29 protein-coding genes are annotated in these 25,720 nt (G+C 66.9%); 9 read left to right on the top strand and 20 right to left on the bottom strand.

All coding sequences use genetic code 11. The features are described from left to right. Positions 1-9: 9 nt before the first annotated feature. Genes AOA14_RS05245 through AOA14_RS05230 form a run of 4 tightly spaced genes read right to left on the bottom strand, consistent with a single transcriptional unit; the run spans position 10 to position 3,550 of the window. Positions 10-1,290 (bottom strand): serine hydrolase domain-containing protein, encoded by a 1,281-nt coding sequence (locus AOA14_RS05245; protein ID WP_062901046.1) that lies wholly within the window; start codon positions 1,288-1,290, stop codon positions 10-12. A 10-nt stretch (positions 1,291-1,300) separates the two neighbouring features. Continuing rightward, positions 1,301-1,942 carry a CoA transferase subunit B gene (locus AOA14_RS05240; protein ID WP_003042921.1) on the bottom strand — a complete coding sequence of 214 codons (642 nt, stop codon included), beginning with the start codon at positions 1,940-1,942 and terminating at the stop codon, positions 1,301-1,303. Between the two features lies 1 nt (position 1,943). After that, positions 1,944-2,843 carry an HAD family acid phosphatase gene (locus tag AOA14_RS05235; RefSeq protein ID WP_062901045.1) on the bottom strand — a complete coding sequence of 300 codons (900 nt, stop codon included), beginning with the start codon at positions 2,841-2,843 and terminating at the stop codon, positions 1,944-1,946. Beyond that, positions 2,840-3,550 (bottom strand): CoA transferase subunit A, encoded by a 711-nt coding sequence (locus AOA14_RS05230; protein ID WP_062901044.1) that lies wholly within the window; start codon positions 3,548-3,550, stop codon positions 2,840-2,842. Before AOA14_RS05230 ends, AOA14_RS05235 begins: the two co-directional genes overlap by 4 nt. Positions 3,551-3,663: 113 nt before the next feature. Between AOA14_RS05230 and AOA14_RS05225 the strand changes: the two genes are divergently transcribed. Together AOA14_RS05225 and AOA14_RS05220 are read left to right on the top strand one after the other, a co-directional pair. Next, positions 3,664-4,557, top strand: coding sequence for a LysR family transcriptional regulator (locus AOA14_RS05225; RefSeq protein ID WP_062901043.1), 894 nt, complete (start codon positions 3,664-3,666; stop codon positions 4,555-4,557). Between the two features lie 98 nt (positions 4,558-4,655). Next, entirely contained in the window at positions 4,656-5,465 is an 810-nt protein-coding gene (locus AOA14_RS05220) for a universal stress protein (protein ID WP_062901042.1), read from the top strand. Positions 5,466-5,575: 110 nt separating this feature from the next. Here AOA14_RS05220 and AOA14_RS05215 read toward each other — a convergent pair whose 3' ends face one another. Beyond that, positions 5,576-6,226, bottom strand: a complete 651-nt coding sequence (locus AOA14_RS05215) for an HAD-IA family hydrolase (RefSeq protein WP_238929731.1) — start codon at positions 6,224-6,226, stop codon at positions 5,576-5,578. Between the two features lie 118 nt (positions 6,227-6,344). Here AOA14_RS05215 and AOA14_RS05210 point away from each other — a divergent pair, with 118 nt between their 5' ends. Next, positions 6,345-7,091 (top strand): SDR family oxidoreductase, encoded by a 747-nt coding sequence (locus AOA14_RS05210; RefSeq protein ID WP_062903019.1) that lies wholly within the window; start codon positions 6,345-6,347, stop codon positions 7,089-7,091. A 32-nt stretch (positions 7,092-7,123) separates the two neighbouring features. On the opposite strand, the gene AOA14_RS05205 is transcribed toward AOA14_RS05210, so the two are convergent. Genes AOA14_RS05205 through AOA14_RS05195 form a run of 3 tightly spaced genes read right to left on the bottom strand, consistent with a single transcriptional unit; the run spans position 7,124 to position 9,895 of the window. Continuing rightward, a complete protein-coding gene (locus AOA14_RS05205) occupies positions 7,124-8,230 on the bottom strand; it encodes a DUF2855 family protein (RefSeq protein ID WP_062901040.1) in 1,107 nt (368 codons plus the stop codon). A 14-nt stretch (positions 8,231-8,244) separates the two neighbouring features. Next, positions 8,245-8,946, bottom strand: coding sequence for a VIT1/CCC1 transporter family protein (locus AOA14_RS05200; RefSeq protein ID WP_062901039.1), 702 nt, complete (start codon positions 8,944-8,946; stop codon positions 8,245-8,247). Between the two features lie 28 nt (positions 8,947-8,974). After that, positions 8,975-9,895 (bottom strand): SMP-30/gluconolactonase/LRE family protein, encoded by a 921-nt coding sequence (locus tag AOA14_RS05195; RefSeq protein WP_062901038.1) that lies wholly within the window; start codon positions 9,893-9,895, stop codon positions 8,975-8,977. Positions 9,896-9,941: 46 nt separating this feature from the next. Between AOA14_RS05195 and AOA14_RS05190 the strand changes: the two genes are divergently transcribed. Then, on the top strand, positions 9,942-10,541 hold the full coding sequence (locus AOA14_RS05190) for a TIGR02466 family protein (protein ID WP_062903018.1): 600 nt from the start codon (positions 9,942-9,944) through the stop codon (positions 10,539-10,541). Positions 10,542-10,617: 76 nt separating this feature from the next. Continuing rightward, positions 10,618-12,051 (top strand): NAD-dependent succinate-semialdehyde dehydrogenase, encoded by a 1,434-nt coding sequence (locus tag AOA14_RS05185; protein WP_058811182.1) that lies wholly within the window; start codon positions 10,618-10,620, stop codon positions 12,049-12,051. 112 nt (positions 12,052-12,163) lie between these two features. Here AOA14_RS05185 and AOA14_RS05180 read toward each other — a convergent pair whose 3' ends face one another. Together AOA14_RS05180 and AOA14_RS05175 are read right to left on the bottom strand one after the other, a co-directional pair. Continuing rightward, positions 12,164-12,931 carry an SDR family oxidoreductase gene (locus AOA14_RS05180; RefSeq protein ID WP_062901037.1) on the bottom strand — a complete coding sequence of 256 codons (768 nt, stop codon included), beginning with the start codon at positions 12,929-12,931 and terminating at the stop codon, positions 12,164-12,166. After that, positions 12,928-13,299: a dihydroneopterin aldolase gene (locus AOA14_RS05175; protein ID WP_062901036.1), complete on the bottom strand. Its 372-nt coding sequence runs from the start codon at positions 13,297-13,299 to the stop codon at positions 12,928-12,930. Before AOA14_RS05175 ends, AOA14_RS05180 begins: the two co-directional genes overlap by 4 nt. Before the next feature lie 90 nt (positions 13,300-13,389). Here AOA14_RS05175 and AOA14_RS05170 point away from each other — a divergent pair, with 90 nt between their 5' ends. Further along, positions 13,390-13,893 carry a GNAT family N-acetyltransferase gene (locus tag AOA14_RS05170; RefSeq protein WP_062901035.1) on the top strand — a complete coding sequence of 168 codons (504 nt, stop codon included), beginning with the start codon at positions 13,390-13,392 and terminating at the stop codon, positions 13,891-13,893. A gap of 29 nt (positions 13,894-13,922) precedes the next feature. Here AOA14_RS05170 and AOA14_RS05165 read toward each other — a convergent pair whose 3' ends face one another. The 5 genes from AOA14_RS05165 to proB form a co-directional block, all read right to left on the bottom strand. Beyond that, the gene (locus AOA14_RS05165; protein ID WP_062901034.1) at positions 13,923-15,065 is read right to left on the bottom strand and encodes an MBL fold metallo-hydrolase; all 1,143 of its coding nucleotides are present in this window, start codon (positions 15,063-15,065) and stop codon (positions 13,923-13,925) included. Positions 15,066-15,068: 3 nt separating this feature from the next. Further along, positions 15,069-15,701 carry a DUF1013 domain-containing protein gene (locus AOA14_RS05160; protein WP_040589884.1) on the bottom strand — a complete coding sequence of 211 codons (633 nt, stop codon included), beginning with the start codon at positions 15,699-15,701 and terminating at the stop codon, positions 15,069-15,071. Between the two features lie 187 nt (positions 15,702-15,888). Beyond that, the gene (sppA, locus tag AOA14_RS05155) at positions 15,889-17,877 is read right to left on the bottom strand and encodes a signal peptide peptidase SppA (RefSeq protein WP_082819830.1); all 1,989 of its coding nucleotides are present in this window, start codon (positions 17,875-17,877) and stop codon (positions 15,889-15,891) included. A gap of 78 nt (positions 17,878-17,955) precedes the next feature. Next, positions 17,956-18,855 carry an NAD-dependent epimerase/dehydratase family protein gene (locus AOA14_RS05150; RefSeq protein ID WP_062903016.1) on the bottom strand — a complete coding sequence of 300 codons (900 nt, stop codon included), beginning with the start codon at positions 18,853-18,855 and terminating at the stop codon, positions 17,956-17,958. A 29-nt stretch (positions 18,856-18,884) separates the two neighbouring features. After that, on the bottom strand, positions 18,885-19,988 hold the full coding sequence (gene proB / locus AOA14_RS05145; protein WP_062901033.1) for a glutamate 5-kinase: 1,104 nt from the start codon (positions 19,986-19,988) through the stop codon (positions 18,885-18,887). A 148-nt stretch (positions 19,989-20,136) separates the two neighbouring features. Between proB and AOA14_RS05140 the strand changes: the two genes are divergently transcribed. The 3 genes from AOA14_RS05140 to AOA14_RS05130 all read left to right on the top strand — a co-directional run bounded on the left by AOA14_RS05140 (position 20,137) and on the right by AOA14_RS05130 (position 21,716). Next, complete coding sequence (locus AOA14_RS05140; protein ID WP_062901032.1) at positions 20,137-20,400, top strand: helix-turn-helix transcriptional regulator; 264 nt, start codon at positions 20,137-20,139, stop codon at positions 20,398-20,400. 60 nt (positions 20,401-20,460) lie between these two features. Beyond that, a complete protein-coding gene (locus tag AOA14_RS05135) occupies positions 20,461-21,288 on the top strand; it encodes a hypothetical protein (protein WP_062901031.1) in 828 nt (275 codons plus the stop codon). A 62-nt stretch (positions 21,289-21,350) separates the two neighbouring features. Continuing rightward, entirely contained in the window at positions 21,351-21,716 is a 366-nt protein-coding gene (locus AOA14_RS05130; RefSeq protein ID WP_202988397.1) for a hypothetical protein, read from the top strand. A gap of 97 nt (positions 21,717-21,813) precedes the next feature. Here AOA14_RS05130 and AOA14_RS05125 read toward each other — a convergent pair whose 3' ends face one another. The 5 genes from AOA14_RS05125 to AOA14_RS05105 all read right to left on the bottom strand — a co-directional run bounded on the left by AOA14_RS05125 (position 21,814) and on the right by AOA14_RS05105 (position 25,701). Then, entirely contained in the window at positions 21,814-22,629 is an 816-nt protein-coding gene (locus AOA14_RS05125) for a MipA/OmpV family protein (protein ID WP_062901029.1), read from the bottom strand. A 71-nt stretch (positions 22,630-22,700) separates the two neighbouring features. Continuing rightward, positions 22,701-23,750, bottom strand: a complete 1,050-nt coding sequence (gene obgE, locus AOA14_RS05120) for a GTPase ObgE (RefSeq protein WP_003042868.1) — start codon at positions 23,748-23,750, stop codon at positions 22,701-22,703. Positions 23,751-23,846: 96 nt separating this feature from the next. Continuing rightward, a complete protein-coding gene (locus AOA14_RS05115; protein WP_062901028.1) occupies positions 23,847-24,251 on the bottom strand; it encodes a hypothetical protein in 405 nt (134 codons plus the stop codon). Continuing rightward, positions 24,227-25,045 carry a DUF1295 domain-containing protein gene (locus AOA14_RS05110; RefSeq protein ID WP_062901027.1) on the bottom strand — a complete coding sequence of 273 codons (819 nt, stop codon included), beginning with the start codon at positions 25,043-25,045 and terminating at the stop codon, positions 24,227-24,229. Before AOA14_RS05110 ends, AOA14_RS05115 begins: the two co-directional genes overlap by 25 nt. Then, positions 25,042-25,701 (bottom strand): lysophospholipid acyltransferase family protein, encoded by a 660-nt coding sequence (locus AOA14_RS05105; RefSeq protein WP_062901026.1) that lies wholly within the window; start codon positions 25,699-25,701, stop codon positions 25,042-25,044. Before AOA14_RS05105 ends, AOA14_RS05110 begins: the two co-directional genes overlap by 4 nt. Positions 25,702-25,720: the final 19 nt, after the last annotated feature.

Genomic DNA, 25,720 nt, shown 5'->3' with positions numbered 1-25,720 from the left:
GGTGGCTCCTCACCCATTGCTGTCGTCGGCGCTGGGGGCGGTCGCGACGGGCGCGCGCTTGACCTTGGGCAGTTCGCTGAGGTCGAGCCAGGCCGCATCGGCGCGCTTGTGGTAGCTGTCGAGTGCGGCAAATGGGATGCGGAAGGGGAAGCCCCAGTCGCTGTTCCACAGCGCGACGACGCCGGTGCGCGTCGCGGGTTCGAAGATCATCGTGGCGCGATAACCCGACACCGCGCCCGAATGGCCCTGGAGGTGGAGCCCAGCATAGGTGAAGTTACGCCAGCCGAGGCCATAGGAGGCATCGCCGATCGCCTGCCGCAACGCGCCGCCATAGAGCCGCGCTGTGCCGACGCGCGGCTGGTGGGCGATTTGCAGCACATCGTTCGGCAGAACGTCGGGGCGATTACCCATCATCGCCTGCATCCAGGTCGCGAAATCGACGATATCGCTTTCGACGCCGGCGGCGGCGGGGACGCGCCAATAGGCTTCCTTGACCGGCTGGACGTGGCGCCCGCGGTGCGGCCGTGCCCAATCCTTCGCGCCCGTTAGCCGCTCTGCGCCATAGCCGGCGCTGACCATTCCGAGCGGCAGGAAAAAGCGGTCCTCGACGGCATCGCCGAAGGATTTGTGCGCCGCGGCGCCCAGAATCTCGCTCGCCGTGTCGAAGGCGACATTCTGATAGGTGTGGCAGGTGCCGGGCTCGCATTGCAGCGGCGCGCCGGCGAGGCTGGTGCGCAGGAGCGCCGGGCTCTGCCCTTCCTCCAGCTTTTCGTCATAGGCATTTTTGGTGAGGCCGGTGCGCTGGGCGAGCAGTTCGGCCAGCGTCACATGCGATTCGGCGCCGCCGGGGAGGCGCAGCGAACTGTGCCAGCTTGCGACCGGCCGGTCGAGGTTCACCGCGCCATCCTTGCTCAGCGCCGCCGCCAGTGCGCCGGTCGCGGTCTTGGACACCGACGCCCAGCGGAACAGCGTATGCGGCGTCACCGGCGCGCCGCTATCGGCGTCGGCGACGCCGTAGGTGCGTACGAAGCTCAGCTTGCCGTCCTCGACAACCGCCACCGCCAGCCCTGCCATTTCGGGGCGGGCGGCGAGATCGGTCAATTGCCGGTCGAGCGCGCGATAGTCGATCCGCCCGCGCCATTTGTCGGGCGTGTCGGGCAGATTTTCAGGAGCGGCGAAGGGGATCGGCACGCTTGCCAGCGGCTGGCTGCCGCCCAGCGCCTGAACCCCGAACCAGCCGGCGAAAACGAGCGCGCCGGCCGCAATCAATATCATCAAAGCACGCAGCATGGACTCTCGATCAGACGGCGACCTCATATTTGGCCGTCGTCTTAGCTGCGACTTCGTCCGCCGTCACCCCCGGTGCGAGCTCGATCAGCCGGAACGGGCTGTCATGATCGTCGCGTTTGAACACCGCGAGGTCGGTGATGATCATGTCGACGACATTCTTGCCGGTCAGCGGCAGGGTGCAGGCGGGGATGAATTTGGGGCTGCCGTCCTTGGCATTATGTTCCATTACGACGATGATCTTCTTGACGCCGGCGACCAGATCCATCGCGCCGCCCATGCCCTTGATCATCTTGCCGGGGATCATCCAGTTGGCGATGTCGCCATTTTCGGCGACTTCCATCGCGCCCAGCACAGTGAGGTCGATATGCCCGCCGCGGATCATCGCGAAGCTTTCCGCCGAGCTGAAATAGACCGACTGCGGCAGTTCGCTGATCGTCTGCTTCCCCGCATTGATGAGGTCGGCGTCTTCCTCGCCCTCGATCGGGAAAGGACCGATGCCAAGCATGCCGTTTTCCGACTGCAGCGTCACGTCCATCCCGTCGGGGATGTGGTTGGCGACCAGCGTCGGGATGCCGATGCCCAGATTGACGTAAAAGCCGTCCTGTAATTCCTTCGCGGCGCGCGCCGCCATATCATCACGCGTCCAGGCCATGTCAGTTCGGCTCCCATTGCTTGTCGGAGGGGAAGATGTCGGCAAAGCCGCCGCGGATCGACGGGCCATAGACGGGGTTGGAGAAGAGGAACCAGCCATGGCCCCACAGCCCCGCGACCGGTCCGCTCGTCGCCATCGTCCTGCGGTCGGCGACCGACAGACCGCGCGCGTTGAACGCCTGCGCGAAATCGCCGAGCTGGTCGCCGCCCATCGCGATCACGCACCAGCGCGAGGCGATCAGCGCCCGGCGTCCGTCCTTGCTCGCGCCGTCGGGCGTGTCGCCCATCAGGAACAGCGTCTCACCATGCTTGAAGTCGCCGAGGCCGGCGGCGCGCAGCGTATCCTCGCTGCCCTTGGGATTGGCGGCGCTGCGGTTGGTGTTGACGATGATCGTCACCCCCGCACCGCGCATGATCGCGAGCGCGTCGATGACGCCGGGCATCGCCACCGCCTTGCCGGCGCCGGTCTTTTCCCACTGGTCCCAGACGGCAGGATCGAAATCCTTCCCCTGCTCGGCAAAGTAGCGCATCGCGCCCACGTTCCAGATCAGCGTCTCGTCGGCGTCGAACACCGCCGCGAGCGGCTTGTCCCCGCAATCGTCGAACTTCGGCGCGACAGGCGTCGATCCTTCGGCGAGCACGACCTGGCGGCGCGGCGCCGCCGAAATCGCGGCCATGCGGACATAATCGGCCATGGTGCGATAGACCTGTGCCGAGGCAATCGCGCCCTCCGCCGAACCATAGAGCCATTGCTGTCCCGCCGGCGGCGAGGTCGGCGTCGGCTTTTCACCGACCTGCGAGGCGATCACTTCGGCGCTGGGCGCGGCGGGCGCCGTCGTCGCAGCGGTCTGGGCGCAGCCGGCGAGCAGCAGGCCGGCCGACAGGGCAAGCGCGCGCATCATGCGGCTTCCCGCGGGCGTACGGTGCGGAATTCGATCTTCTTGTCATAGGGCGCGCCGACGATCAGGCGCTTCACATAGATGCCGGGCAAATGGATGCAATCGGGATCGAGGCTGCCGACGGGGACGATCTCCTCGACCTCGGCGACGCAGATCTTGGCCGCGGTCGCCATCGGCTGGTTGAAGTTGCGCGCGGTCTTGCGGAAGATCAGATTGCCGCTCTCGTCGGCCTTCCAGCCCTTGACGATCGCGAGGTCGGCAAAGATGCCGCGTTCGAGGATATAATCCTGCCCGTCGAAATTCTTGACCTCCTTGCCCTCGGCCACCGCGGTGCCGACGCCGGTCTTGGTATAGAAGCCGGGGATGCCCGCGCCGCCCGCGCGGCAGCGTTCGGCGAGCGTGCCCTGCGGACAGAATTCGACTTCGAGCTCGCCGGCCAGATACTGCCGCTCGAACTCCTTGTTCTCGCCGACATAAGAGGAGATCATCTTCCTGACCTGCCGCGTACGCAGCAGCTTGCCGAGCCCTTCGCCGTCGATGCCGGCATTGTTGCTGGCGATGGTGAGATCCTTTGTCCCGGCGTCGCGGATCGCGTCGATCAGCCGTTCGGGAATGCCGCACAGGCCGAAGCCGCCCGCGCAGATTTGCATGCCGTCGAAGAGCAGCCCTTCGAGCGCGGATGCTGCATCGGGATATTGCTTGTTCGCCATGACGGGACTCCCTTCCTCTGATCGGCTCGCGGATCGGCCCACTGATCGGCGGCGACCTTGGCGCAAATAAATCATCAATTCTAATTGTTCTATTTTTCGATTATCCATAACCGATGTCGATCAATCGCATCTCCATCTATCATCTCGAAACCTTGCTGTGGATCGACCGGCTCGGCACCTTCTCGGCGGCTGCCGAACGGCTCAACACGACGCAGCCCGCGGTGTCGGCGCGGATGCGCGAGCTGGAGCAGCGCCTGGGTTCGACGCTGTTCCGCCGCGACGGGCGCACCATGTCGCTGACCCCGGCGGGACGTAAACTCGTCAATGACTGCACCCCGCTGCTGCGCGACATGCAGCTCGCGCTGCTCGGCAGCGGCGGCTTCAATGAGGCGAGCGGCGTGGTGCGGATCGGCGCGGGCGAGATCGCGGCCGCAAGCTGCCTGCCGCCCTTCGTTGCGGCGCTGAAAGCCGACATGCCCAATGTAGCGCTCGAGATCGAGATCGACCTGACCGCGAATCTGATCCAGCAACTGCTGACCGGCCGCACCGACCTTGCCTTCGCGGCAGGGCCGATCGCGCATCCGGCGCTTCGGACCAGCCCGATCGGTGAGGTTGCGCTGCTCTGGCTCGCCAATCCCGCGGTCGCGGCGCTGTTCGAGCGCGGAACGGGCGAACAGCAGGTTCCCGTCTGGTCGCTCGCCAGCCCTTCGCCGATCCATGGCCGGATGCGCGAGGCGATCGCGGCATCGCGGATCGCGCAGAAATCGCTGAACCTGTGCAACAACGCCCGGATGATGATCGACATCGCACGCGCCGGCGGCGGTGTCGGCATCTTTCCCGAACCGATGGTGCGCGCCGAGGTTGCCGCAGGCACGCTCGTCGAACTGGCGGGGCTGCCCGCGCTCGCGCCGGTCGAATTCCGCGTCGCGATGCGCGTGTCCGATACCGAACCGGTGCTGACGCGCATCTTCGATCAGGCCGCGGGGCTCAGCCTGACCGCGGGATAGCGCGGCACGCGAAGATTCGCCGCTTTTGACCCCGGTCAATGAACGATAGGATCGCGCGGCGCATTATTCTGATGTTCACTGGATAAAGGAGGCCCCCAATGCGCTCAATTCTGGTTCACGCCGACAGCGATGCCGCGTCCGAAGGACGTTTGCAGGTCGCGCTCGATTGCGCCCGCCGTTTCGAAGGCCATGTCAGCCTGCTCATCGCGACGCCGCTGCGCGAATTCGTCAGCTTCGATCCGTTCGGCGGCACCTATTTCGCCGCCGAGGCGCTGGCGAAGGCGCAGGCCGACGATCTGGCGCTCGAAAGCCGGCTTGCCGACCGGCTGGCGAAGGAAGATGTGCCGTGGGACATCGAAATGGCCGACGGTGAAATCGTCAGCGCCTTGTCGGGCGCCGCGACGCTCGCCGATCTGGCGATCGTCAGCCTGCCCAAGGCGAAGGGCGATTTCCGCAGCGGCCCGCCGATGCTTGCGGGCGATCTGGCGCTGACCGCTTCGGTTCCGGTTCTGGCGCTGCCGCAGGACAGCAAGGCGCTCGATTTCGACAAGCCGGCGCTGATCGCGTGGAACGGCAGCCCCGAAGCCGCCCATGCGGTGCGCGCCGCGGTTCCCTTTCTGAAGGACCGCCCGGTCGTGATCGTCACGATCGGTGGCGACGAGGGCGATTTCGCGGCCGAAGATGCGGCGCGCTATCTCTCACGGCACGGCATCCACGCCGAACTGCGCGCGATCGAGCGCGGTGCCGAAACCCCCGAGGAGCGGATCGAAAAGGAAGCCGGCGCGCTTGATGCCGGTCTGATCGTGATGGGGGCCTTCGGTCGCAGCCGGCTGCGCGAGACGATCTTCGGCGGCGCCACGCAATATCTGGTGACGGGCGGCCGCTATCCGCTGCTGCTCGCGCACTAGGCCGGAAAGACAGGCCTGGACGACGGCGAACGACCGAAGCCTGCCACATCCACCCTCGTCATCCCGGATCAAGTCCGGGATGACGCGGGCAAATGTCCCCTTCTGGACCCTCAGGGTAGCGGCACGCCCAGTGCGGCGGACAGGTCGGCTAGCGCCTGTTCGCCGCTCGTCACCTTGATCGCGTGCATGCCAAGCCCCGCGGCGGGTTTGCAGTTGATGCCAAGGTCATCGAGGTAGATGCACGCCGCGGGTTCGACGCCCAGCGCCGCGCACATCATCTGATAGATGCGCGGGTCGGGTTTGCGCACGCCGACCTTCGACGATTCGATGACATGGTCGAAGCGCGCCATGATCGCCGCGACTTCGGCCGCCATCGCCTCGCTGCGCGCCATGCCGGCGCCTTTGCCCGACGGCACATTGTTGGTGATGCAGCCGATCGTGAAACCGCCGGCCTTCAACGTGTCGAGCGCCGCAACCATTTGCGGGCGCACCGCGCCGGCGAGGACCGCCAGAACCGCTTCACCTTCGAGGTCGTGGCCCAGCGCGCGCGCTTCTTCGGCGAACAATGTGTCGAAGGTCGCGGCGTCGATCTCGGCGCGCTCGAACAGCGCCCAGGCATTGGTGTTGGGGTTGCGCGCATTCACCCCGCGCACGAAATCGCGCGGTAGCCCGCGTTCGGCTTCCAGCCGGTTGAAGGCTTCGAAGGGCGAGGCGGTGATGACGCCGCCGAAGTCGAAGATCACATGCGTATATTGAGCCATGCCGACGGCCATGCCGCGCGCTATCGTCCAAGATCAAGCGAATTTGACCGCATCTTTCGGGACGCCGCGCCCCTGCCGCTACGGCAAGGGGCGGCGCTGTTCATTCACCGGAGGATTTATGCTGCTCGAAGGAAAGACCGTCATCATCACCGGCGCCAGTTCGGGAATCGGGCGCGCCGCCGCGCGGCTGTTTGCGCGTCACGGCGCGCGGCTCGTGCTCGGCGGACGCGACCGGGCGCGGCTTGATGCCGTGGTCGCCGAAATTGCCGCCGATAACGGAACGGCGCGCGCGGTCGCGGGCGACGTTGCCGATGCGGCGACGCACGAGGCGCTGGTTGCCGCCTGCGCGCCGTGGGGCGGGCTCGACATAGCCTACAACAACGCGGGTACGGTCGGCGCGCTCGCCCCGCTCGCCGATCAGGCGCCGGGCAATTGGGACGCGGTGATCGCGGCCAATCTGACCGCCGCCTTTCTGGGCGCCCGCGCGCAGATTCCGTCGATGCTGGCGCGCGGCAAGGGCGCCCTGATCTTTACCTCAAGCTTTGTCGGCAACAGCGTCGGCCTGCCGGGCATGGCCTGTTACGGCGCTGCCAAGGCGGGGCTGCTCGGGCTCGTGCGCGGGATCACCGCCGATTATGGCGCGGCGGGCATTCGCGCCAATGCGCTGATCCCGGGCGGGACCGATACGGCGATGGCGGGCGATGCCGAGTCGAAGGCATGGGCCGCCAGCCTGCACGCAATGAAGCGCATCGCCGAGCCCGAAGAGATCGCGCAGGCGGCGCTGTTTCTGGCGAGCGATATGGCGAGCTTCGTTTCGGGATCGGCGCTGTGGGCCGAAGGCGGCAACGCCGCGGTCAAGCTCTGACCGGGAGGGGGACGCAGGGGGGGGGCGCTGCGTCAGGGGATGACCAATATCCCCGCCGCGGGATCGGCGCGTCCCGACAGCATTTCGCGATAGGCATCGAGCGCCGCGGCGCTACCTTCGCGCCGGTCGATGCGCGCGATGCGCGGCGCAACCGCCATGAAGCCCAGCCATGCCTCGGCGATCCGCTGCCCGAAGCCCGCGGCGCCCCAGTCGCCGACGCGCTTCTGGCTGCGGCCGGGGGCGAAGAAGCCCTGCCGTTCGGGGCCGGCCAAGGCCGCAGCGTCGGCCTCGGCATCCCAGTGCGATTTGCCGACGATGATCGATACCTTCAGCGCATCGCCGAAATGTCCGTGGACCGCGCGGGTGACCGCGCCATTGCCCGCCATGTCGACAAAGGCCGACGGCACCGCAGCGTCGAGCATAGCGATATCGTCATAGGCGATCACACGGTCGTAGATGCCCTGCGCGGCCAGCGCCGCGACATTGGCCTTGCTCGTCAGTCCGATGCTGACGGGGCGGGGCCCCGCACGCTGGGCGAGCGCGAAGCCGAGGCCGATCGCGGTCTTGCTCGACGCGCTGGCAATCAGGATCTGGTCGGCGCCATAATCGCCTTCATCCTCGAACTGGTCGGCGATCAGCCAGCCGGTGAGGAAGAGCGGACGGAAGATCGGCCAATAATCATGATGATCGGCGCGATAGTCGGGCAAAGCCTCGATCCGCTGATATTGATTGTAAATGGGGGGCAGGGTGGTGCGCCGCGGCGTGATGTCGGTGAAGCCGCTGGCGCCGATCTTGCCCGCGCTGAGCACCGCATGACTTGCCATCGGATAATAGCCGTAAAAGCGATCGCCGGGCGCGATGCCCTCGGCGGCGCTCTCGATCACGGTGGCGAACCCCCAGACAGGCAGGCGGGCGGGCGCATCACGCTCGGCGAAAAAGTCCCAATAACCCTGGTCGTTGCCGAACAGTCCCGCAGGCTTGCCGAAGACGGCGTAGGTTATGTTGTTCGCCGTCATCGCATAGCTGTCGACGCGCACACGAACCTCGCCGGCGCGCAGCGGCGCATGATCTGCCCGTGCAAGTGCCGCCTTCGAAATCGTGTCGCGATCGATGTCGATGGTCCAGGCCGTATCGTTCATGCTTCTCTCTCCCGTCAGCCCAGCGGCGCCTCGAACAGCGATCCGATCGCGATGGTCAGCGCCATGGCGAAGGCGCCCCAGAAGGTAACGCGCAGCACGGGGCGCAGCATCGGCGCATTGCCCGCCCACGCGCCGAGCGCGCCGAGGATTGCGAGGAAAACGAGCGACGCGCCGGACACCGTCCATGGCAGCGACGATCCCGTATCGAGGAAAACCACCAGCAGAGGCAACGCCGCGCCCGCAGTGAAGCTGGCGGCCGATGCGACGGCGGCCTGCACCGGACGCGCCTTCATATGGTGGGTCAGCCCCAGTTCGTCGCGCAAATGGCTGTCGAGCGCATTATGCGCGGTAAGCTGCGCGGCGACCTGTTCGGCGAGCGGACGGTCGAGCCCGCGCTCCTGATAGATTTGGGTCAGCTCCTCCAGCTCGAATTCAGGGTCGGTGGCGAGTTCGTGCCGTTCCTTTGCAATGTCGGCCTTTTCGGCGTCGCCCTGCGAACTGACCGAGACATATTCGCCCGCCGCCATCGACATCGCGCCAGCGACCAGCCCGGCGGTGCCGGTGAGGAGGATGGAGGGTTGCGCCGCGCCCGCCGCCGCGACCCCCGCGATCAGGCTCGCGGTCGAGACGATGCCGTCGTTGGCGCCCAGGATTGCGGCGCGCAGCCATCCGATCCGCGCGACGGCGTGGGTTTCGCGGTGAGTATCGCGGCGCATATCTTCCCCTTTTCCGACCGGCGGCCGATCAATATTGCAGCGTCAGTCCCGGCCGGTTCCAGCGCGTCTTTACCAGCCGCCCGGTGCCCGACAAGGTGATATAGGCATCCTGCATGTCGGCGCCGCCAAAGGCGATGTTGGTGGTGAAAATATCGTCGGTCGCGACGAACTCCACCAACTCTCCCGACGGCGACACGACGCTGATCCCGCATTCGCCGATGGTCGCGACGCAGATATTGCCGCTCGCCTCCATCGCCAGGCTGTCGAAGAATTTATAGCCGGCGGGGCGATAGAGCGGGATGCCGGGGCCGCCGGGACCGGCGTCGGGGGCGACCTTGCCGGGCGCGGTGATGTTGAACTTCATCAGGCGGCAGGTGTAGGTCTCGGCGGCGTAGAGCGCCTTGCCGTCGGGTGAGAGGCCCACGCCGTTCGGATTATTCGACGGAAAGATCACTTCCTCGATAAAACTGCCGTCGGCCTTGGCATAGAAGATGCCAACGATGTCGTGGCAGCGCTTTTCATAATCGACCTTGCCATGATCGGTGAACCAGAAGCCCCCGTGGCTGTCGAACATGATGTCGTTGGGGCCGCGCAGCACGACGCCGTTGTCGCCCGATTTGTAGAGGATTTCGACCGCGCCCGTTTCGATGTCGATGCGTTCGATGCGGCCGCCCGAATAATCCTTCGCGATGCCGTGCGGCGCCAGATAGCCGTTCGATTCGGTATATTCGAAGCCGCCGTTGTTGCAGCAGTAAAGCTTGCCGTCGGGACCGATCGCCAGACCGTTGGGGCCGCCGCCGGGCGCCGCGACCACCACCTTGCGGCCGCCGGGCCAGCAGCGCGTGATGCGGCCGGCCTCGATCTCGGTCACGATGACGCTGCCGTCGTCCATCACCACCGGCGCCTCGGGAAAGCGCAATCCATCGGCGATCAGTTCAAACTCGGCCATTCTCGTCTCCCTTGCTCTCATGCCCTTGCTGTGCTTTGCGCGCATCATGCCCGTTCGCACGCTCTTCGCCACAAATTTTTACGAGGCCGACATTGCCGCGCCCGACCTATTGCAAGAGCTGGAGGAAAGCTGCCGGCTGTTCGCTCGCGAGGATGGCGCGGGCAAGGCGTGGAGCCGCGCGCACGGCTATCGCGGCTACACCAGCTACGCCAGCCTTGACGACCTGCCCGACCGCGACCCCGCCTTTCACGACCTCAAGCGCCTGCTCGACAAGCATGTGAAGGCCTTTGCCAAGGCGTGTCACTTTGATCTCGCCAAGCCGCTCAAGCTCGACAGCCTGTGGGTCAATGTCCTCAAACCCGGCGGCACGCACAGCGGGCACATCCACCCGCACAGCATCGTATCGGGCACCTTCTATGTCGCCGTTCCGTCCGGATCGGGGGCGCTGAAGCTCGAAGATCCGCGACTCGCGATGCTGATGGCGGCGCCGGGGCGGAGCGAGGATGCGCCCGAGAGCCTGCAGCCCTTCATCTATGCCGCGCCCGCGGCGGGGCGCATTTTTCTGTGGGAAAGCTGGCTGCGGCACGAAGTGATGCCGAACGCCGGCAAGGACGAACGGATCAGCATCAGCTTTAACTATCGCTGATCGCTCCTATATGGGCGCCATCTGATGACCCTCCATTTCCCGTTCGATGCGAACGGATCAGACAGGAAATTGCCCAATGACCGCGACCTACGACGCCGACCTCCAGCTTTTCATCGACGGTGCCTGGCGGAGCGGCGAAGGGCGCGAGGCGCGGCCGGTCTATAACCCCGCGACCGCGGCGACGATCGCCGAGCTGCCGGTGGCGACCGCGGCCGACCTCGACGAAGCGCTTGCCGCCGCCGCGCGCGGCTGGCCGGTCTGGCGCGCCAAGACCCCTGACGAGCGCGCCGCGCTGATGCGCAAGGCCGCCGGACTGATCCGCGAACGCGCCGACCATATCGCGACCTTGCTCACGCTCGAACAGGGCAAGCCGATCGCCGAAGCGCGCGGCGAAGTGCTTTCGGCCTCGTCGTTGCTCGAATATTTTGCCGAACAGGGCAAGCGGATCGAGGGCCGCGTCGTGCAGCGTCCGGCGGGTCAGCGCGCGATGGTGCTGAAACAGCCCGTCGGTCCGGTCGCGGCGTTCAGCCCGTGGAATTTTCCTGTCAATCTGATGATCAAGAAGGTCGCGCCAGCGCTCGCCGCGGGCTGTGTCGTGATCGCCAAGGCGCCCGAGGAAACGCCGGGCTGCACCAGCGCGATCATGCGCTGCCTTGCCGATGCGGGCATCCCTGGCGATGTGGTCCAGCTCGTCTATGGCAATCCCGACATGATCAGCCGCCACCTGCTCGGCAGCGAGGTGATCCGCAAGGTCAGCTTCACCGGATCGACCGCGGTCGGCAAGCATCTGATGAAGCTCGCCGCCGACCGGGTGCAGCGCATCACAATGGAGCTCGGCGGACACGCCCCGGTGCTGGTGTTCGACGATTGCGACCTTGAAACGACGCTCGACCGCGTCGTGACGCAGAAGTTCCGCAACGCCGGCCAGGTCTGCGTCTCGCCGACGCGCTTCTATGTGCAGGACGGCATCTACGACGCCTTCGTGAAGGGCTTTGCAGAACGCACCGCGCGCGTGAAGATCGGCAGCGGGCTCGATGCCGGCACCCAGATGGGACCGCTCGCCAACGCGCGCCGCGCCCCCGCGCTGGAGGCGATGATTGCCGATGCGACCGCAAAGGGCGCACGGGTGATCGCGGGCGGCGCCGCGACGGGCGAGGGCTATTTCTTCCAGCCGACGGCGCTGGCCGACGTTCCGCTCGACGCCGATGCGATGAACAACGAACCTTTTGGCCCGATGGCGCTGATCCGGCCGTTCGCGACCGAAGAAGACGCGCTCGAACAGGCGAACCGGCTGCCCTATGGCCTTGCCGCCTTCGCCTTCACCGAAAACGGCCGCCGCATCAACCGCGTCGCCGACGGCATCGAAAGCGGCATGGTCGGGATCAACAGCTTCGTCATCTCGGCCAATGACATGCCCTTCGGCGGGATCAAGGAGTCGGGCTTCGGCAGCGAGAGCGGACCCGAGGGTCTCGACGGTTATCTGGTCGCCAAGGCGGTGCATATTTACTGAGCGGCCAAAAGCTTCGCGTGTGCTCCCGCGCAGGCGGGAGCCCGGAGCGTCCTGAAGCGAAGCTCGCCTAATCTGGCTATGGGTCCCCGCCTTCGCGGGGACAGGCGGGGCGTCAATCGCGCTCCAGCGCCACGAAATCGCGGCCCAGCGGCGCCAGATGCGCGCCGCCATCGACGAAGATCGTCTGCCCCGTCACCGCCTCGGCGCGGGCAAGCCAGGCGACGGCGTCGGCAATATCGTCCGGGGTCGGCAGCGCGCCGAGCGGCATGCGCGCCGCAAGCCGCGTCATCTGTCCCGCACTGTAATCGTCGGTGGGGAGGGTCAGCCCCGGTGCAACTGCATTGACGCGCGCGCGCGCGCCGAAGGCGACCGCCAGCGTTGCCGTCGCCTGCCACAGCGCCTGCTTCGACAGGCTGTAGGCAAGCTGGTCGGGCACCGGGTTGGCGATGCGCTGGTCCAGGATGTTCACGATCGCGGGACGCCTGCCGCCTTCGTTCGCGGCGACCAGCGCGCGCGCGAGCATCACCGGCGCGTGATGGTTGATCTGCATCGTTTCGGCCAGCGCGGCGCCGGTGAGCGTGTCCCATTCGCCCTCGGGAAACAGCGAGGCGTTGTTGACGAGCAGCACGGGCGCACGGCCGAACTTTGCGGTCACCGCGGGCACCAGCGCATCGACGGCGGCCGGATCGGCGAGATCGGCGGCGAAGCGGTGACATTCGGCGCCCGTCTCGGCGAGCGCCTCGGCCAGCACGGCGTCGGCCTCGCCGGGGCTGCGCTTGTGGATTGCGAGCGCATAACCCCCGCGCGCAAGCCGCGCCGCGATCGCCGCGCCGATCCGGTGCAGACCACCGGTGACGAGCGCGATCGGCGCCGCCGTCATTTGCGCGTCCGGCGCATCGTGATGCCGATCTCTTCGCCGTCCTCGGCGATCGCGAGCTTGACGATCTTCACCTCGACCTCTTCGACCTTTTCGTCCTGCAGGAACAGCGTGTCGATGATATGGTCGGCGACGCTTTCGATCAGCACGAAATGCACGTCCTTGGGCAGTCCCTCGGTCGCCGCGAATTTCAGGTTCATATAGTTTTTGGAGGCGCTGAGCGGGGTTGCCGGGTCATAATGATCGGCCATCACCAAGCGCGCGCGCACCGAAATGCGCAGCGGCTGCGGAAGGTGGGTTTCCTCGGAGTAAATGCCGGTCAGCACATCGACGGTCAGCCCGTCCACTTCCAGCCACAATGTGTCGGTCACAAGAAATTCCTGTCGTACGGGCGCGACATTCGGCTTTCCATTGCCGGTCGGCGACCCTAAAGCGCCGCCGCATTAGCGAAAGGGTGCGCGTTGGTCGAGTTACTTCCATTGTCCGAAATCGAACCGCAGGCGGTCGAGGCGCTCCTCGACGCCGCTTTCGGATCGGACCGCTTTGGACGAACCGCCTATCGCATCCGCCTGGGCATGGATGCAGTTCCCTGCCTCAGCTTCGCCGCCGTCGAGGATGGCGCGCTGGTCGGCACGATTCAGTGCTGGCCCGTCGCGCACCGCGATGTGCAGGGAAGGGCGACGCCGCTGGTGATGGTCGGCCCGGTGGCGGTGCGCCCCGACGTCCAGCGCGGCGGCCACGGCCGGGCGCTTATGGACCATATGCTCGAAGCCGCGCGGACGATGGCCGACGGCGCCCTGATGATGATCGGCGATCCCGAATATTATGGCCGCTTCTTCGGCTTCACCGCGGACGCGACGGGAGCGTGGGACTTGCCCGGCCCCTATGAAAAGCACCGCCTGCTCGCGCTCGCCGTCAACGGTCGCGAGGTGCCCGTCGCTGCGGGGATGATCGGCCCGCGCTGAAGGATCGCGACGCCTCTGTTTGCAGGCGCTTAGGCGACCCCGTGATACCACCACACGCCGCCGCGATCCTCCTTGCGCACGCGGCCTTCGACCTCGAGCCGCGTGAGATGCGCCAGCGCTTCGCCGGTCGCCAGATTCTGGTTGTGGGCGCCGATCGGGCGGTTGAACAGCAGCGGGAAGGTGTCGACCGCGCGCATCGGCGCTTCGGCGACCGCTTCGGCAACCTTGTAGAGCCGCATGCGGTGTTCGTCGCGCAGCGCCATCAGGCGGACGTGCAGCCCGCGAAAGGGCTCGCCATGCGCAGGACAGGTCACGACGTCGGCGGGAACGGTCGCGAGCAGCTTGTCGATCGAGGCGAGCCATTCGCCCAGCGGATCAGCATCGGGTTCGGTGATGTTGACCGACACGTTCGAACTGATCCGCGGCAGCACCTGATCGCCCGAGACCAGCACGCCTTCACGCTCGTTCCACAGGCACGCATGTTCGGGGCTGTGGCCCGATCCGGTGACGACGCGCCACATGTGTTTGCCGAAATCGATCCGGTCGCCGTCGGCGATGCGGACATAGCTGCGCGGCAGCGCGAAGATCATGCGCTGAAACATGTTCCAGCCGTCCGCACGCTGGCGCTCGATCGCCTCGTCGTCCCAACCCGCGGCGCGCGACTGGGCCAGCACCTCGTCGGGGGCGACGTCCGAGGAATCGGCGACGATGGCGCGCGCGGTGAGCATTTCGCCGCGCGTCATCCACAGCTTCACCTGCTGCTTCTTCGCGATCCAGCCGGCAAGCCCGATATGGTCGGGGTGCAGATGGGTACCGAACACGCGCGTGATGCGCGTGTCCGCGAGCGGCCCGGCATAGAGTGCTTTCCAGGCGTCCGAACAGATGGTCAGGCAAATGCCCGTATCGACCACCGCCGCCCCGTCGGAGCCGTCGGGCGCAGCGTCGTCGAGCAGCCAGCTGTTGATGTGGCCGAGCGAACCCGGCATCGGGATGCGCGCCCAGCTGATGCCATCGGCGATGCGGATCGTTTCGCCGATCCCCGGTGCGGCGTCGCCCCAGGGATAGGTCAGGCCGGCGTGGCTCGTCGCGGTGAAGCTGTCGTCCTGGGTCAGCGACGCGTCCGGCGAACCGCTGGCCGCCGGAATATCATCCTCATCGCCGCCGACCGCCATGCGTCAGGCTTCGTCGTCCGAATGATCCTCTGCCGCGCGTGCTTCGGCGGCGGCGCTGCGCTCGGCGCGCAGTTCCTCGAGCAGCGCCTCGCGGTCGCCTTCGAAGCGGCTGTCTTCGGGGGCCTTGATCCCCGCCTTTTTCGCCGCCTTCGCGACGATCGCGTCGAGTTCGCGCTGCGAGCAGAGACCGAGCGTCACCGGATCCTTGGGCACGATGTTCGCGCTGTTCCAGTGGCTGCGATCGCGGATCGCGCCGATGGTGTTGCGCGTCGTGCCGATCAGCTTGCCGATCGCGCCATCCGACACTTCGGGATGGTTCTTCAGGATCCAGGCGATGCCGTCGGGCTTGTCCTGACGCTTGCTGACCGGCGTGTAGCGCGGGCCGCGGGTGCGGCGGATGGTATCCTGCGCCTGCTTCGTCATCTTGAGCTTGTAGTTCGGGTCGTTCTGGCCCTTTTCAATCTCTTCCATCGACAGTTCGTGGGCGCGAACCGGATCGCGGCCGGTATATTTGGTCGCCGCGGTTTCGTCGGCGATCGCCTGCACTTCCAGGATGTGGATGCCGCAATAATCGGCGATCTGCGCAAAGGTCAGGCCGGTGTTGTCGACCAGCCAGGCGGCGGTCGCATGCGGCATCAGCGGGGTGGCATCGGCATTGGCCATGACTGCTTCTCCAAAAGCGGAAATAATAAGGGCCGCCCCTCGCGGGGCGGCCGGACATTGGCCGCGGCTTTATACGCCTTTGCCGATGGCGGCAAGCCCCGGCGATTCGGCGGCGTTTACAGCAATATTGTTTCAAACCGCCCGGCGATGTGCCGCTTCGCTATTTCAAAAGGAACGCCAGCATCCCGATCAGGCCTTTCGCCTCTGCCGAGCCGGCCGGAACGGGCGGCAGATAGGCACGGCAGTCGAGACAGGCGGCCTGTACCGATCCGCTGCTCGTCAGCATCTGCATATCCTGCACCAGCCGGCGCTCGGCGAGGGTGCGGTTCATTGCCGCAATACCGAACCAGCCACGCGGCGCGAGCGCGGTTTCATCCTGCTCGGCGCCGGTCCAGGCGGCGAGCATCTTCGACCACTCGCTCGGCTCTTCCTCGAAATATTTGGCGTGGAAGGCGCCATCGACCTTGGCAAGCTTCGCCGCGGCCGCGAGCGCGTCGGGCAGGCCGCCGAACTGGTCGACCAGCCCGATCTGGCGCGCGGTGCCGCCCGCCCAGACGCGGCCCTCGGCGATCGCTTCGATCTTTTCGACGGGCTGCTTGCGGCTTTTTGCGACGAGGCCGGTGAAGCGGGCATAGACGTCCTCGACCCCCGCCTGCGCGAGCTGGTTGAACTCCTCGTTGACGCCGCCGAGGATGTCGGGCTGGCCCGACAGCGGCGTCGTGCGGATGCCGTCGGTGGTGACGCCGATCTTGGCGAGCGTCTTGTCGAAGCTCGGCAGGATGCCGAACACGCCGATCGAGCCGGTGATCGTCTCGGGCTCGGCGAAGATGCGGTCGGCGGGGGTTGAAACCCAATAGCCGCCCGAGGCCGCAACATTCGCCATCGAGACGACGATCGGCAGCTTTTTCGCCTTGGCGACGAGCAGCGCCTGGCGGATCTGTTCGGACGCCAGCACCGATCCGCCGGGCGAATCGACGCGCAGCACGATCGCCTTGACCCCGTCGTCCGACGCGGCGTCGAGAATATGTTCAGCGATCGTATCGCCGCCAGCGCTGCCGGGGCGCGCCTTGCCGTCGACGATGGTGCCCACGACGGGAACGACCGCGATCGCGGCGCCCTTGGCTTCGGGCGGGTTCGCGGCGACCCAGTTTTTGAGCGGGATCGCATTATAAGCCCAGGGCTGGCTATCGTCGGGCGCGCCGGCGATTTCGGCGACGCGCTCGCCAAAGGCGAGCCGGCCGCCGATTTTGTCGACCAGGCCGGCGTCGAGCGACGCCTTGCTGAGATCATTGTTCGCAGCCTTCACCACCGCGGCTGGCGTGGCCAGCACCGCGTCGAGCTTTGCCTGCGGCCGCGCCTTCTTCACTTCGGCGAGCCAGGTGTCCCACAGCACCGAGGCGTAGGCCAGATTGGCCTCCTTCGCCTCGGGCGACTGGTCGCTGCGCAGATAAGGTTCGACCGCGCTCTTGAAAGTGCCGACGCGATAGATGTTCGCGGTGATGCCGAGCCGGTCCATCAGCCCCTTGTAATAGAGGCGCGATCCGCCGGGGCCGGCGACGGCGACGCCGCCGATGCTGTCGGTCCATATTTCGCTCGCGTGCGCGGCGAGCTGATAGCTGTCGGTCGTATAGGCGGTGGCGAAGGCGAGTACGGGCTTCTTGGCCGCCCGCACCTTGTCGACCGCAGCGCCGACTTCGGCAAGCGATACCTGTCCGCCGCCGACGAAGCGGTCGAGGTCGAGAACGACGGCGCTGACGCGGTCGTCCTTCGCCGCGGTTTCGATAGCGCGGACGACGTCGCGGGTGCGATATTCCTTCATCCGATCGCCGCCCGACACGGCGGCAAAGGGATCGACCTCGGCCGGTTGTTCGCTCAGTACGCCGTCGAGTTCGACGACGAGCGCGCCCTTGCTGACGGGCAGCGACGCATTGGGACGGCCGGAGAGCAGCGCGAACAGCCCGACGAAAAAGAGCAGGAGGAACAGGAGCGCGAGCCCGTCCTTGATCGCGACGAGCAGGTTCCAAACCTTGCGCGGAAAGCTGGTGCCACCGCGCGGCCGGTCGTCGCCCGGCAGCGGGCGGCGAACCGGAATGGCCCAGGGGCCGGCGGAATCGGGGGTCTGGGGCGGCGTGGCGCTGGTGTCGGTCATGCCCCCGTGCCTAATCCGCCCGCCCGGCCTTGGCAATCCAAGCTTCGACGGGCGTCCGACGAAGCCCCACGGGCGACGTCAGAGCCAGCCCTGTTCGCGGTACCAGCGCACCGTTCGGGCCAGTGCCTCATCGGTGGCGAGCGCGGGCTGCCACAGCGCTGTTGGCGGCTGTGTCCCGGCGGCTGCGACCCAGTCGGGATGCGCGATATAGGCGGCGCGGTCGGGAGTCAGCTTGGCGCGATCGCGGCGGACGAGGCGGTCGAGATGCCCGCCCGCCTTGAGCACCGCCGCCGGCACCGACAGCGCCGTCACGTTCGGCCGCCCGATCGCGCGGCCGATAGCTTTCGCAAATTCGCGGTGCGTCCAGCCCCCGACCTGACCGTCGTCGGGTTCATAGATCCGGCCAACGGTTTCTTTGCGGTCGGCCGTCACCGCCAGCAGCAGGCGCGCCAGTTCGTCGACATAGATCGCCGACATCCGCCCCGGCGGGGGGAGCAGCGCGATGCCGCGGCCCACCATACGGAACAGGTCGAGCATGTCGGTGTCGCCCGGGCCGAAGACGGCGGGCGGCCGGATGATGGTCCATTCGAGCGCGCTTTCCATCACCACGGCTTCGGCGCGCTCCTTCGACCAGCCATAGTTGGAAAGTGCCGGCTGGCGCGCGGCGAGCGACGAGACGTGGACGAAGCGCGCCACCCCCGCATCGCGGGCGGCGGCTACCACATTGGCGGTCGCTATGGCATTGCCCGCCTCGAACGCGGCGCGCGTCGGCACGTTGACGACGCCGGCGATGTGCAACACCGCATCGGCGCCCGCGATCATCGCAGCAAGGCTGTCGGGCCGGTCGAGCGCGCCGTCGATCCAGGTAACGCCATCGCGCGGTTCTTGCGCCCGCCGCGTCAGCGCCCGCACCTGCCATCCGGCCGCAACCGCCCGCTGCAATGTCGCGCCGCCGACGAAGCCGGTTGCGCCGGTCATGGCCAGAACGCGCGGCTGGTCCGGCGCGGTCACAACAGGACCAGATGGTCGCGGTGGACGATTGCCGCACGCGGCGCATAGCCGAGCGCGGCCTCCTGCGCATCGCGGCCGAGGCCGAGGATCGCCTGCGCATCGGCGGCGGTATATTCCGACAATCCGCGCGCGATCGTGCGCCCGTCGGGACCGGCGATGTCGAGGATATCGCCGCGTGCAAAGTCACCCGATGCATCGGTCACGCCGGCGGCGAGCAGGCTGGCGCCGCCGGCAAGCGCGCGCACCGCCCCGGCGTCGATCGTCAGCCGTCCCTTGGCGGTGAGCCCGCCCGCGAGCCATGCCTTGCGCGCGCTTGCGCCGCGTTCGGCCGCAAAGAGCGTGTGGCGCGCGTCGGCCGACAGGGGGCGCCCGATCCGCCCCGACGCGATGGCGAGGCTCGCGCCCGCCGAATTGGCGATGCGCGCCGCCGCGATCTTGGATACCATGCCGCCCGACCCCATGCCCGATGCCGATCCGGTGTCGGCCATCGCCTCGATCGCGGCGTCGATGCGGTCGACGCGCGCGATATGCGTCGCGCCGGGCTGCGACGGATTGCGATCATAAAGGCCGTCGATGTCGGAGAGCAGGACGACGCCGCCGGCACCCGCCGCCTGCGCGACGCGCGCCGCGAGCCGGTCGTTGTCGCCGAAGCGGATTTCCTCGGTCGCGACGCTGTCGTTCTCGTTGATGATCGGAACCACACCCAGGGTGAGCAGCCGGTCGAGCGTCGCGGCGGCGTTGAGGTAGCGGCGGCGATGTTCGAGATCGTCGAGCGTGACGAGGATCTGCGCTGCGGTCAGCCCTTCGGCGCCCAAAACCTCGGCCCAAACCTGCGACAGTGCAATCTGACCGGTCGCTGCCGCCGCCTGCGCATCCTCAAGGCTGGCGCGCCCGCCCTTGGCAAGCCCGAGACGGCGGGCGCCGAGCGCAATCGCCCCCGACGACACCACGGCAACCTGCTGCCCGGCGCGGCAACGTGCCGCGATGTCGGCGGCGATCCCGGCCAGCCAGTCGCGCCGCACCGCGCCGCCTTCATCGACGAGCAACGCCGATCCGATCTTGACGATCAGCCGCGGGCAGGAGGCGGGCGCGAACAACATGCGCGCCCGATAGCGCGCCGATGCCTGCGCGCCAACGAAATTAGACTAAGGCGCGCCAACACGTTCCAAGCTGATCGAACGTCCACTTTGGGGTGATGGGTGGACGCCCCCCGGCGGCATCGCGCTCGGTGCCTCGCTGATCGTCACAATGGGCAGCGCGGTCGGCGAAACGCCGGTGGTCGAGATCGACCGCGTCGCGCAATGGTACGGACTGACCCCGACCGAGGCGCGCCTCGCGGTCTGGCTCGCCGGCGGCAAGTCGCTGCAGCACTATGCCGCGCTCCGCGCCGTCAGCCTCAACGCCGCGCGCTTCGTCCTGAAAGGCATCTTCCGCAAGACCGGCGCGACCAGCCAGGCGCAACTCGTCGCGATGCTCGCGCGGCTGCCAACGCTCCAGAGCGGAGAGAATTGAGCTTCTGCAATTGATCCCAATGATTTAGGGTTGGCTGCCCGACAGGAAGGAATCAGGCCGATGCACTTCCCCCGCCTTCTGCTTGCCGCCGCGCTGTTCGCGCAGACACCCGCGGCCTTCGCCGAACCTGCCGCCGATCCAACGCTGCGCTCGCCCGACGACATCGTCGTCGAGGGCGAGCGGCTGACGCGCGAGGAAGCGAAGAAGCGCGCCAACGCCTTCATCCGCACCCTCGGCGTCGCGCCCGGCATCTATTCCCAGGACAGCGTCGCGCGCTGGACGGTCAGGCTCTGCCCGCGCGCGCTCGGCCTGTCGGATGAACATGCCGCGCTCGTCGAGGGCTGGTTTCGCGACACCGTCCGCTCGAGCGGCGCAAGAATCGCCGACGGCAAATGCGACACAAACGTCCTCCTCCTCTTCGTCGACGACGGCGCGAATTTCATCAAGCTGTTCAAGGCCCGCTATCCGGGCCAGTTCGCCGATATGAGCGGCCCCGACATCCGCGACCTCGTCGAGCTCGATAAGCCGGTGCGCTGGTGGTATTCGGTCCGCCGGACCAGCGGCGGCCTCAGCCTGATCGGGCCGCAAACCCTCCGCAGCATCGAAGGCGCGACGATCGTCATCGACGTCAACGACGCCGAGGGCGCCACGTTGCGCGCGGTGACCGACTATGCCGCCTTCGTCGCGCTGAGCGGCATCCGCATCCGCGCCGAGCCCCAGTCGCAATCGATCCTCGGCCTGTTCGACGACCGCCAGGGCAAGCGCGAACTGACCGAGTGGGACAAACGCTTCCTGACCGCGCTCTACACCATCCCGCACGAACGCAAGGGCCGCTACCAGCGCGGCAGGCTGGTAGGCGCGCTGCTCAAGCCGGACGATAAGGAATAGCGTCTGTTTTGGATGGGAAGCGGACATCTTTCTGTAAACCCTGAGCCACTAGTAAGAACCGCATGGCCCGAAACAAATTTCCTGCTGTCATGCTCTATGCCTTGACCTTACAATGGCATTGGGTGCCTTTCTTGTATGGGGTCTCAGTGCCCGGCCAAATCAGCGCGATTATCTTTGGCGCTTTGTGGTTGATCGCTGCGACGGTCACATATCGTCAGGCCGTGACGTTACCAAATTTCGTGGCCGCCTTCATAGTTCTCTATGCCGTCGATATCAGCGTCACATTATGGATTTTTAGCGCAGACGTCGGCACTCATGCGCGAGATGTGCCTATCGAATGGCAACTCCTTCTCGGTCTAATTCAAAGCTCTATGTTCGCCGCCGCACTCGCGTTGCCAATTTTCGTTCGTCTAATTCGAAGGGTTTAAGCGAACGGCCGCAAACGGTCGTTTCCGGAAAGGCAGCTTTCCGAACGAGCTGGCGGTTAGCTGCAGTCCCTGCGGCGTTGGAATTTGTCCGCGCGGCCTAGCGCTTGCCGCCGAAGGTGTAGCTCAGCGCGATCCCGAATGCTGGTTGGTTACGCGAACCGAAGGCGCGGGTGACGGGCGAGTCGGCGGCATCGCCGACGAGGCGGTCGTAGCGCGCAAAGGCCGCGACGCCCCAATTTCGCGTCAACTGGCGCATATAGCCCGCTGTGACGCCGACCGATTGCACGCCGCCCTTGGGATCATAAGCGGGCAGGCCCGAGGCGGCGACATCAGTAGGAGCGACGCCGAAATAGGCGCGGCTATATTTGCTGTCACCGAGCGAGACGCGCGGACCGATCGAAAACAGCCAGTCGTCGCCCTGGCGCGCGACATAATCGGCCCCGACATCGCCGACCCAGCCGCCATGACCGCCGAGGCCCTTGCGCGCTTCGACCCGCACGCGCAGCGCCGGCGCCACCCAGGCTTGGGCGAAGGCGCCCGCTTCGACGGTCAGTCCGACCTTGGGCAGGTTGCCGCCGACGGCTTCGGGCTTGCGCTTGCGGATTATGCTGGCGGTCGGGCCGAAGTCGAATTTCTTGTCGTCGACAAGGTCGAAGCCAAAGCTCTGGTCCGGGGCCTCGAAGGCGAAGTCCTCGCCGGGCTTGGCGCGCGAGAGGTCGACGAAGGGCCCGAGGACGAGCTTTTTCGATCCGGGCGTTTCGGGCCAGAATTGCGGCCCGGCGAAGACGCGGGTGCGCTTGCCGGTCGTTTCGCCTTCGTCCTGCGCGGCGGCCGGGACGGCGGTGAGCGCCGTGGCCGCGGCCAGGCAGAGCGAGAGAGGCGCGTGCAGGGCGCGGGACGCGTGGGGAGGCATGAGGAACTCCTTGTTGTTCCGCGATCAAATGCCCCGCGGACGCGTTTCGTTCCGCGCCGGGCGCCGCGACGTCAAAGCGGCGACCAAGCGCCTTCGTCGTCGGCGTCGTCGCGATGGTCGGCCGCGGGGGCGACCGGGCCGATGGCTTCGAGCAATTTGTCGAGCACCGCACCGACACCTTCGCCGCTGGCGCCCGACAGCGCCATGACCGGATAGCCGCTTGCTTCTTCGAGCTCGGCCTTGAGCGCGGCGATCAATTCCTCGTCGAGCGTATCGACCTTGTTGAGCGCGACGACGACCGGTTTGTCGGTCAACCCCGCGCCATAGGCGTCGAGTTCGTCGCGCACGATGTGATAGCTGGTCGCGACATCGGCATCATTGGCATCGACCAGATGCAGCAGCACGCGGCAGCGTTCGATATGCCCCAGAAAGCGGTCGCCGATCCCCGCGCCATCGGCGGCGCCTTCGATCAGGCCGGGAATATCGGCGATGACGAATTCGCGCCCCTTGTGGCTGACGACGCCGAGTTGCGGCCGCGTCGTCGTAAAGGCATAGGCGCCGACCTTGGCCTGCGCGTTGGAGACGGCGTTGATGAAGGTCGACTTGCCCGCATTGGGCAGCCCGACGAGCCCGGCGTCGGCGAGCAGCTTCAAGCGCAGCCACACCCACATCTCCTCGCCCGGCCAGCCGGGGCCGTGCTGACGCGGCGCGCGATTGGTCGAGCTTTTGTAGCTCGCATTGCCGCGCCCGCCGTCGCCGCCGCGCAGAAAGACGATGCGCTCGCCCTCCTTGGTCAGATCGGCGAGCAAGCTGCGATCTTCGTCGTCGGCCAGGATCTGCGTGCCGATCGGCACCTGGATCACCAGATCGTCGCCGCCCGCGCCGGTGCGATCGCGGCCGGCGCCGGGGGTGCCGCGGCGGGCCTTGAAATGCTGGGTATAGCGAAAGTCGATCAGCGTGTTGAGCCCGCTCACCGCCTCGAACACAATGTCGCCGCCCTTGCCGCCGTTGCCGCCGTCGGGGCCGCCATATTCGACATATTTCTCACGGCGAAACGAAACGGCGCCGGGGCCGCCGTCGCCGGACTTCACGAAAATCTTTGCCTGATCGAGGAAATGCATCGGCGCTCTTTAGGGCGAAGGGCGGCTTTTGGCTAGGTCGCGATGGCGTCGCTCAATATGCCTCTGCCTTTGCTGCGCGCCGCGATATTTTCCGGCCTATCGCGACGCCCAATAATCGAACGCAATCTGTTGCTGTTCGCGGATGAAACGCGCCGCGGCGGCGCCTTCCCACGGGCCGTCGTAGCCGAGCAACAGCGCCGTGCCGCCGACCCACCAGCCTTGACCGGGCAGCCGGTCGCTCTCGCGCACCACAAGTACGGCGAGATCGGGTTCGCCGTCGAGCGCGCACATCCGGTCGACCTCGCCCAGCGTCTTGCACAGCGCGCGCATCTTGGGCCGCGTGAATCGGAAGCCCAGGTCGCCGAGTATTTCGGAATAGCTGACGCTGCGTCCGTCGCGCGCCGCGGCGGTCAGGATCGCGCGAATGCGCGGCGCGTCGCCCAGCGCGCTCGCATCGGCGGCGGCCGTCTCTTCGCCTAGCCCCTGGTCTTTGGCGGCCATGGGAAAAAGCCCGAGGTGCGCTGGACATAGTCGGCATAGCCGGGTCGCGTCTTGTGCAGGCCCTTTTCGAGCAGCGCCTTGCCCGACCAGCGCGTCAGGGTGAAGGTCAGGAAAATGGGGCCGATGACGCTCGCCACGGCGGCCCACAGCCCGATGTCGGCGGCGATCAGCCAGATGCCCCACCAGGTCAGCGCATCGCCGAAATAATTGGGGTGCCGCGTATACCGCCACAGGCCGGTGTCGAGCACCTTGCCCTTGTTCGCCGGATTCTTGCGAAAGGCATCGAGCTGCGCGTCGCCGATGCTTTCGAACGCAATACCTATGAGCGCCGCGGCGACGCCCGCCCAGCCGATGACGCCAAGCGCCGGCACCGGATCGGCCACGCTGGCCCATATGCCGATCTGCGCGGGCAGGCAGGTGAGAAACAGGAGCGGTGCCTGCGTCAGAAAGACGGTTAGGAGCGCCGTCTGCGCCCAGCTCCAGCCGCGGCGTTCCATCGTGCGCGCCATGATCCGTGCGTAGCGTGGGTCTTCGCCATGCGCGCGCCAGCGCACGAAAAGATGGATCGAGAGGCGCAGCCCCCACAGCGCCGTGAGCGCGAGGATCGCCGCCGCGTGCACGCCTTCGATACCGACCTGCGCCGCGCTTGCGAGTGCCAGCAGCACCATGCCGAAAGCCCAGAAGGCATCGATGAACGAGACATCGCGGATCGCAACCGCGATACCCCAGAGGACGAGGATCGCCGCGATCAGCGCCGCGAAATTGATCGCCAGAAGCGTCACCATGTCGGTCATCGGCCCCGTGCCTCCTCGCTCTCTGCCTCGGTGTCCTGCGCTTCCTCACGGCGGCCGACGATGTCGTCGATCGACCGGACGGCGCGCTCGGGTATTTTGGGAATACAGCTTTTATAGACGTCGAACACCTTCATCATGTCGGCGCGGAAATCGCCCGTCGGCCAGATCAGCGGCCCCAGGCCGCCGGTCTTGGTGCCATAATCCATCAGGCCGACGACCATCGGCACCTTCGCGGCGAGCGCAATCTGGTAAAAGCCGGTGCGCCATTTCTTCGCCTTGCCCCGTGTCCCTTCGGGCGCGACGGTCAGCATGAACTCGCGCCGCCGCGCAAATTCCTGCACCATCTGCTGTACGACATTGCTGCTGTTCCGGCGATCGACCGCAATCCCGCCCATCTGGCGCATGAAGCCGCCGAGCGGCCAATTGAACAGCGACAGCTTGCCCATGAAATGGGCGCGCACGCCTAGGTCGGCGGTCAGGCCGAGATAGTTGACGAAATCCCAGTTGCTGGTGTGCGGCGCCGCGATGATGATGAAGCGGCGCGGTTCGGGCACCTCGCCCACCGCGGTCCAGCCGCGCAGCCGGTACAGCAGCAATAGCAGGCGGCGCACCGCGCGCGCGACCGGCCCAGGCTGATCGTCTTCGATCGGCGTCACGTCTCTCTCCCCATCCTCA

The sequence above is a fragment of the Sphingopyxis terrae subsp. terrae NBRC 15098 genome (assembly GCF_001610975.1).
GTDB classification, from domain to species: domain Bacteria; phylum Pseudomonadota; class Alphaproteobacteria; order Sphingomonadales; family Sphingomonadaceae; genus Sphingopyxis; species Sphingopyxis terrae_A.
The sequence above is the reverse complement of the archived record's forward strand: the minus strand, read 5'-3'. Positions and strand labels throughout refer to the sequence as shown.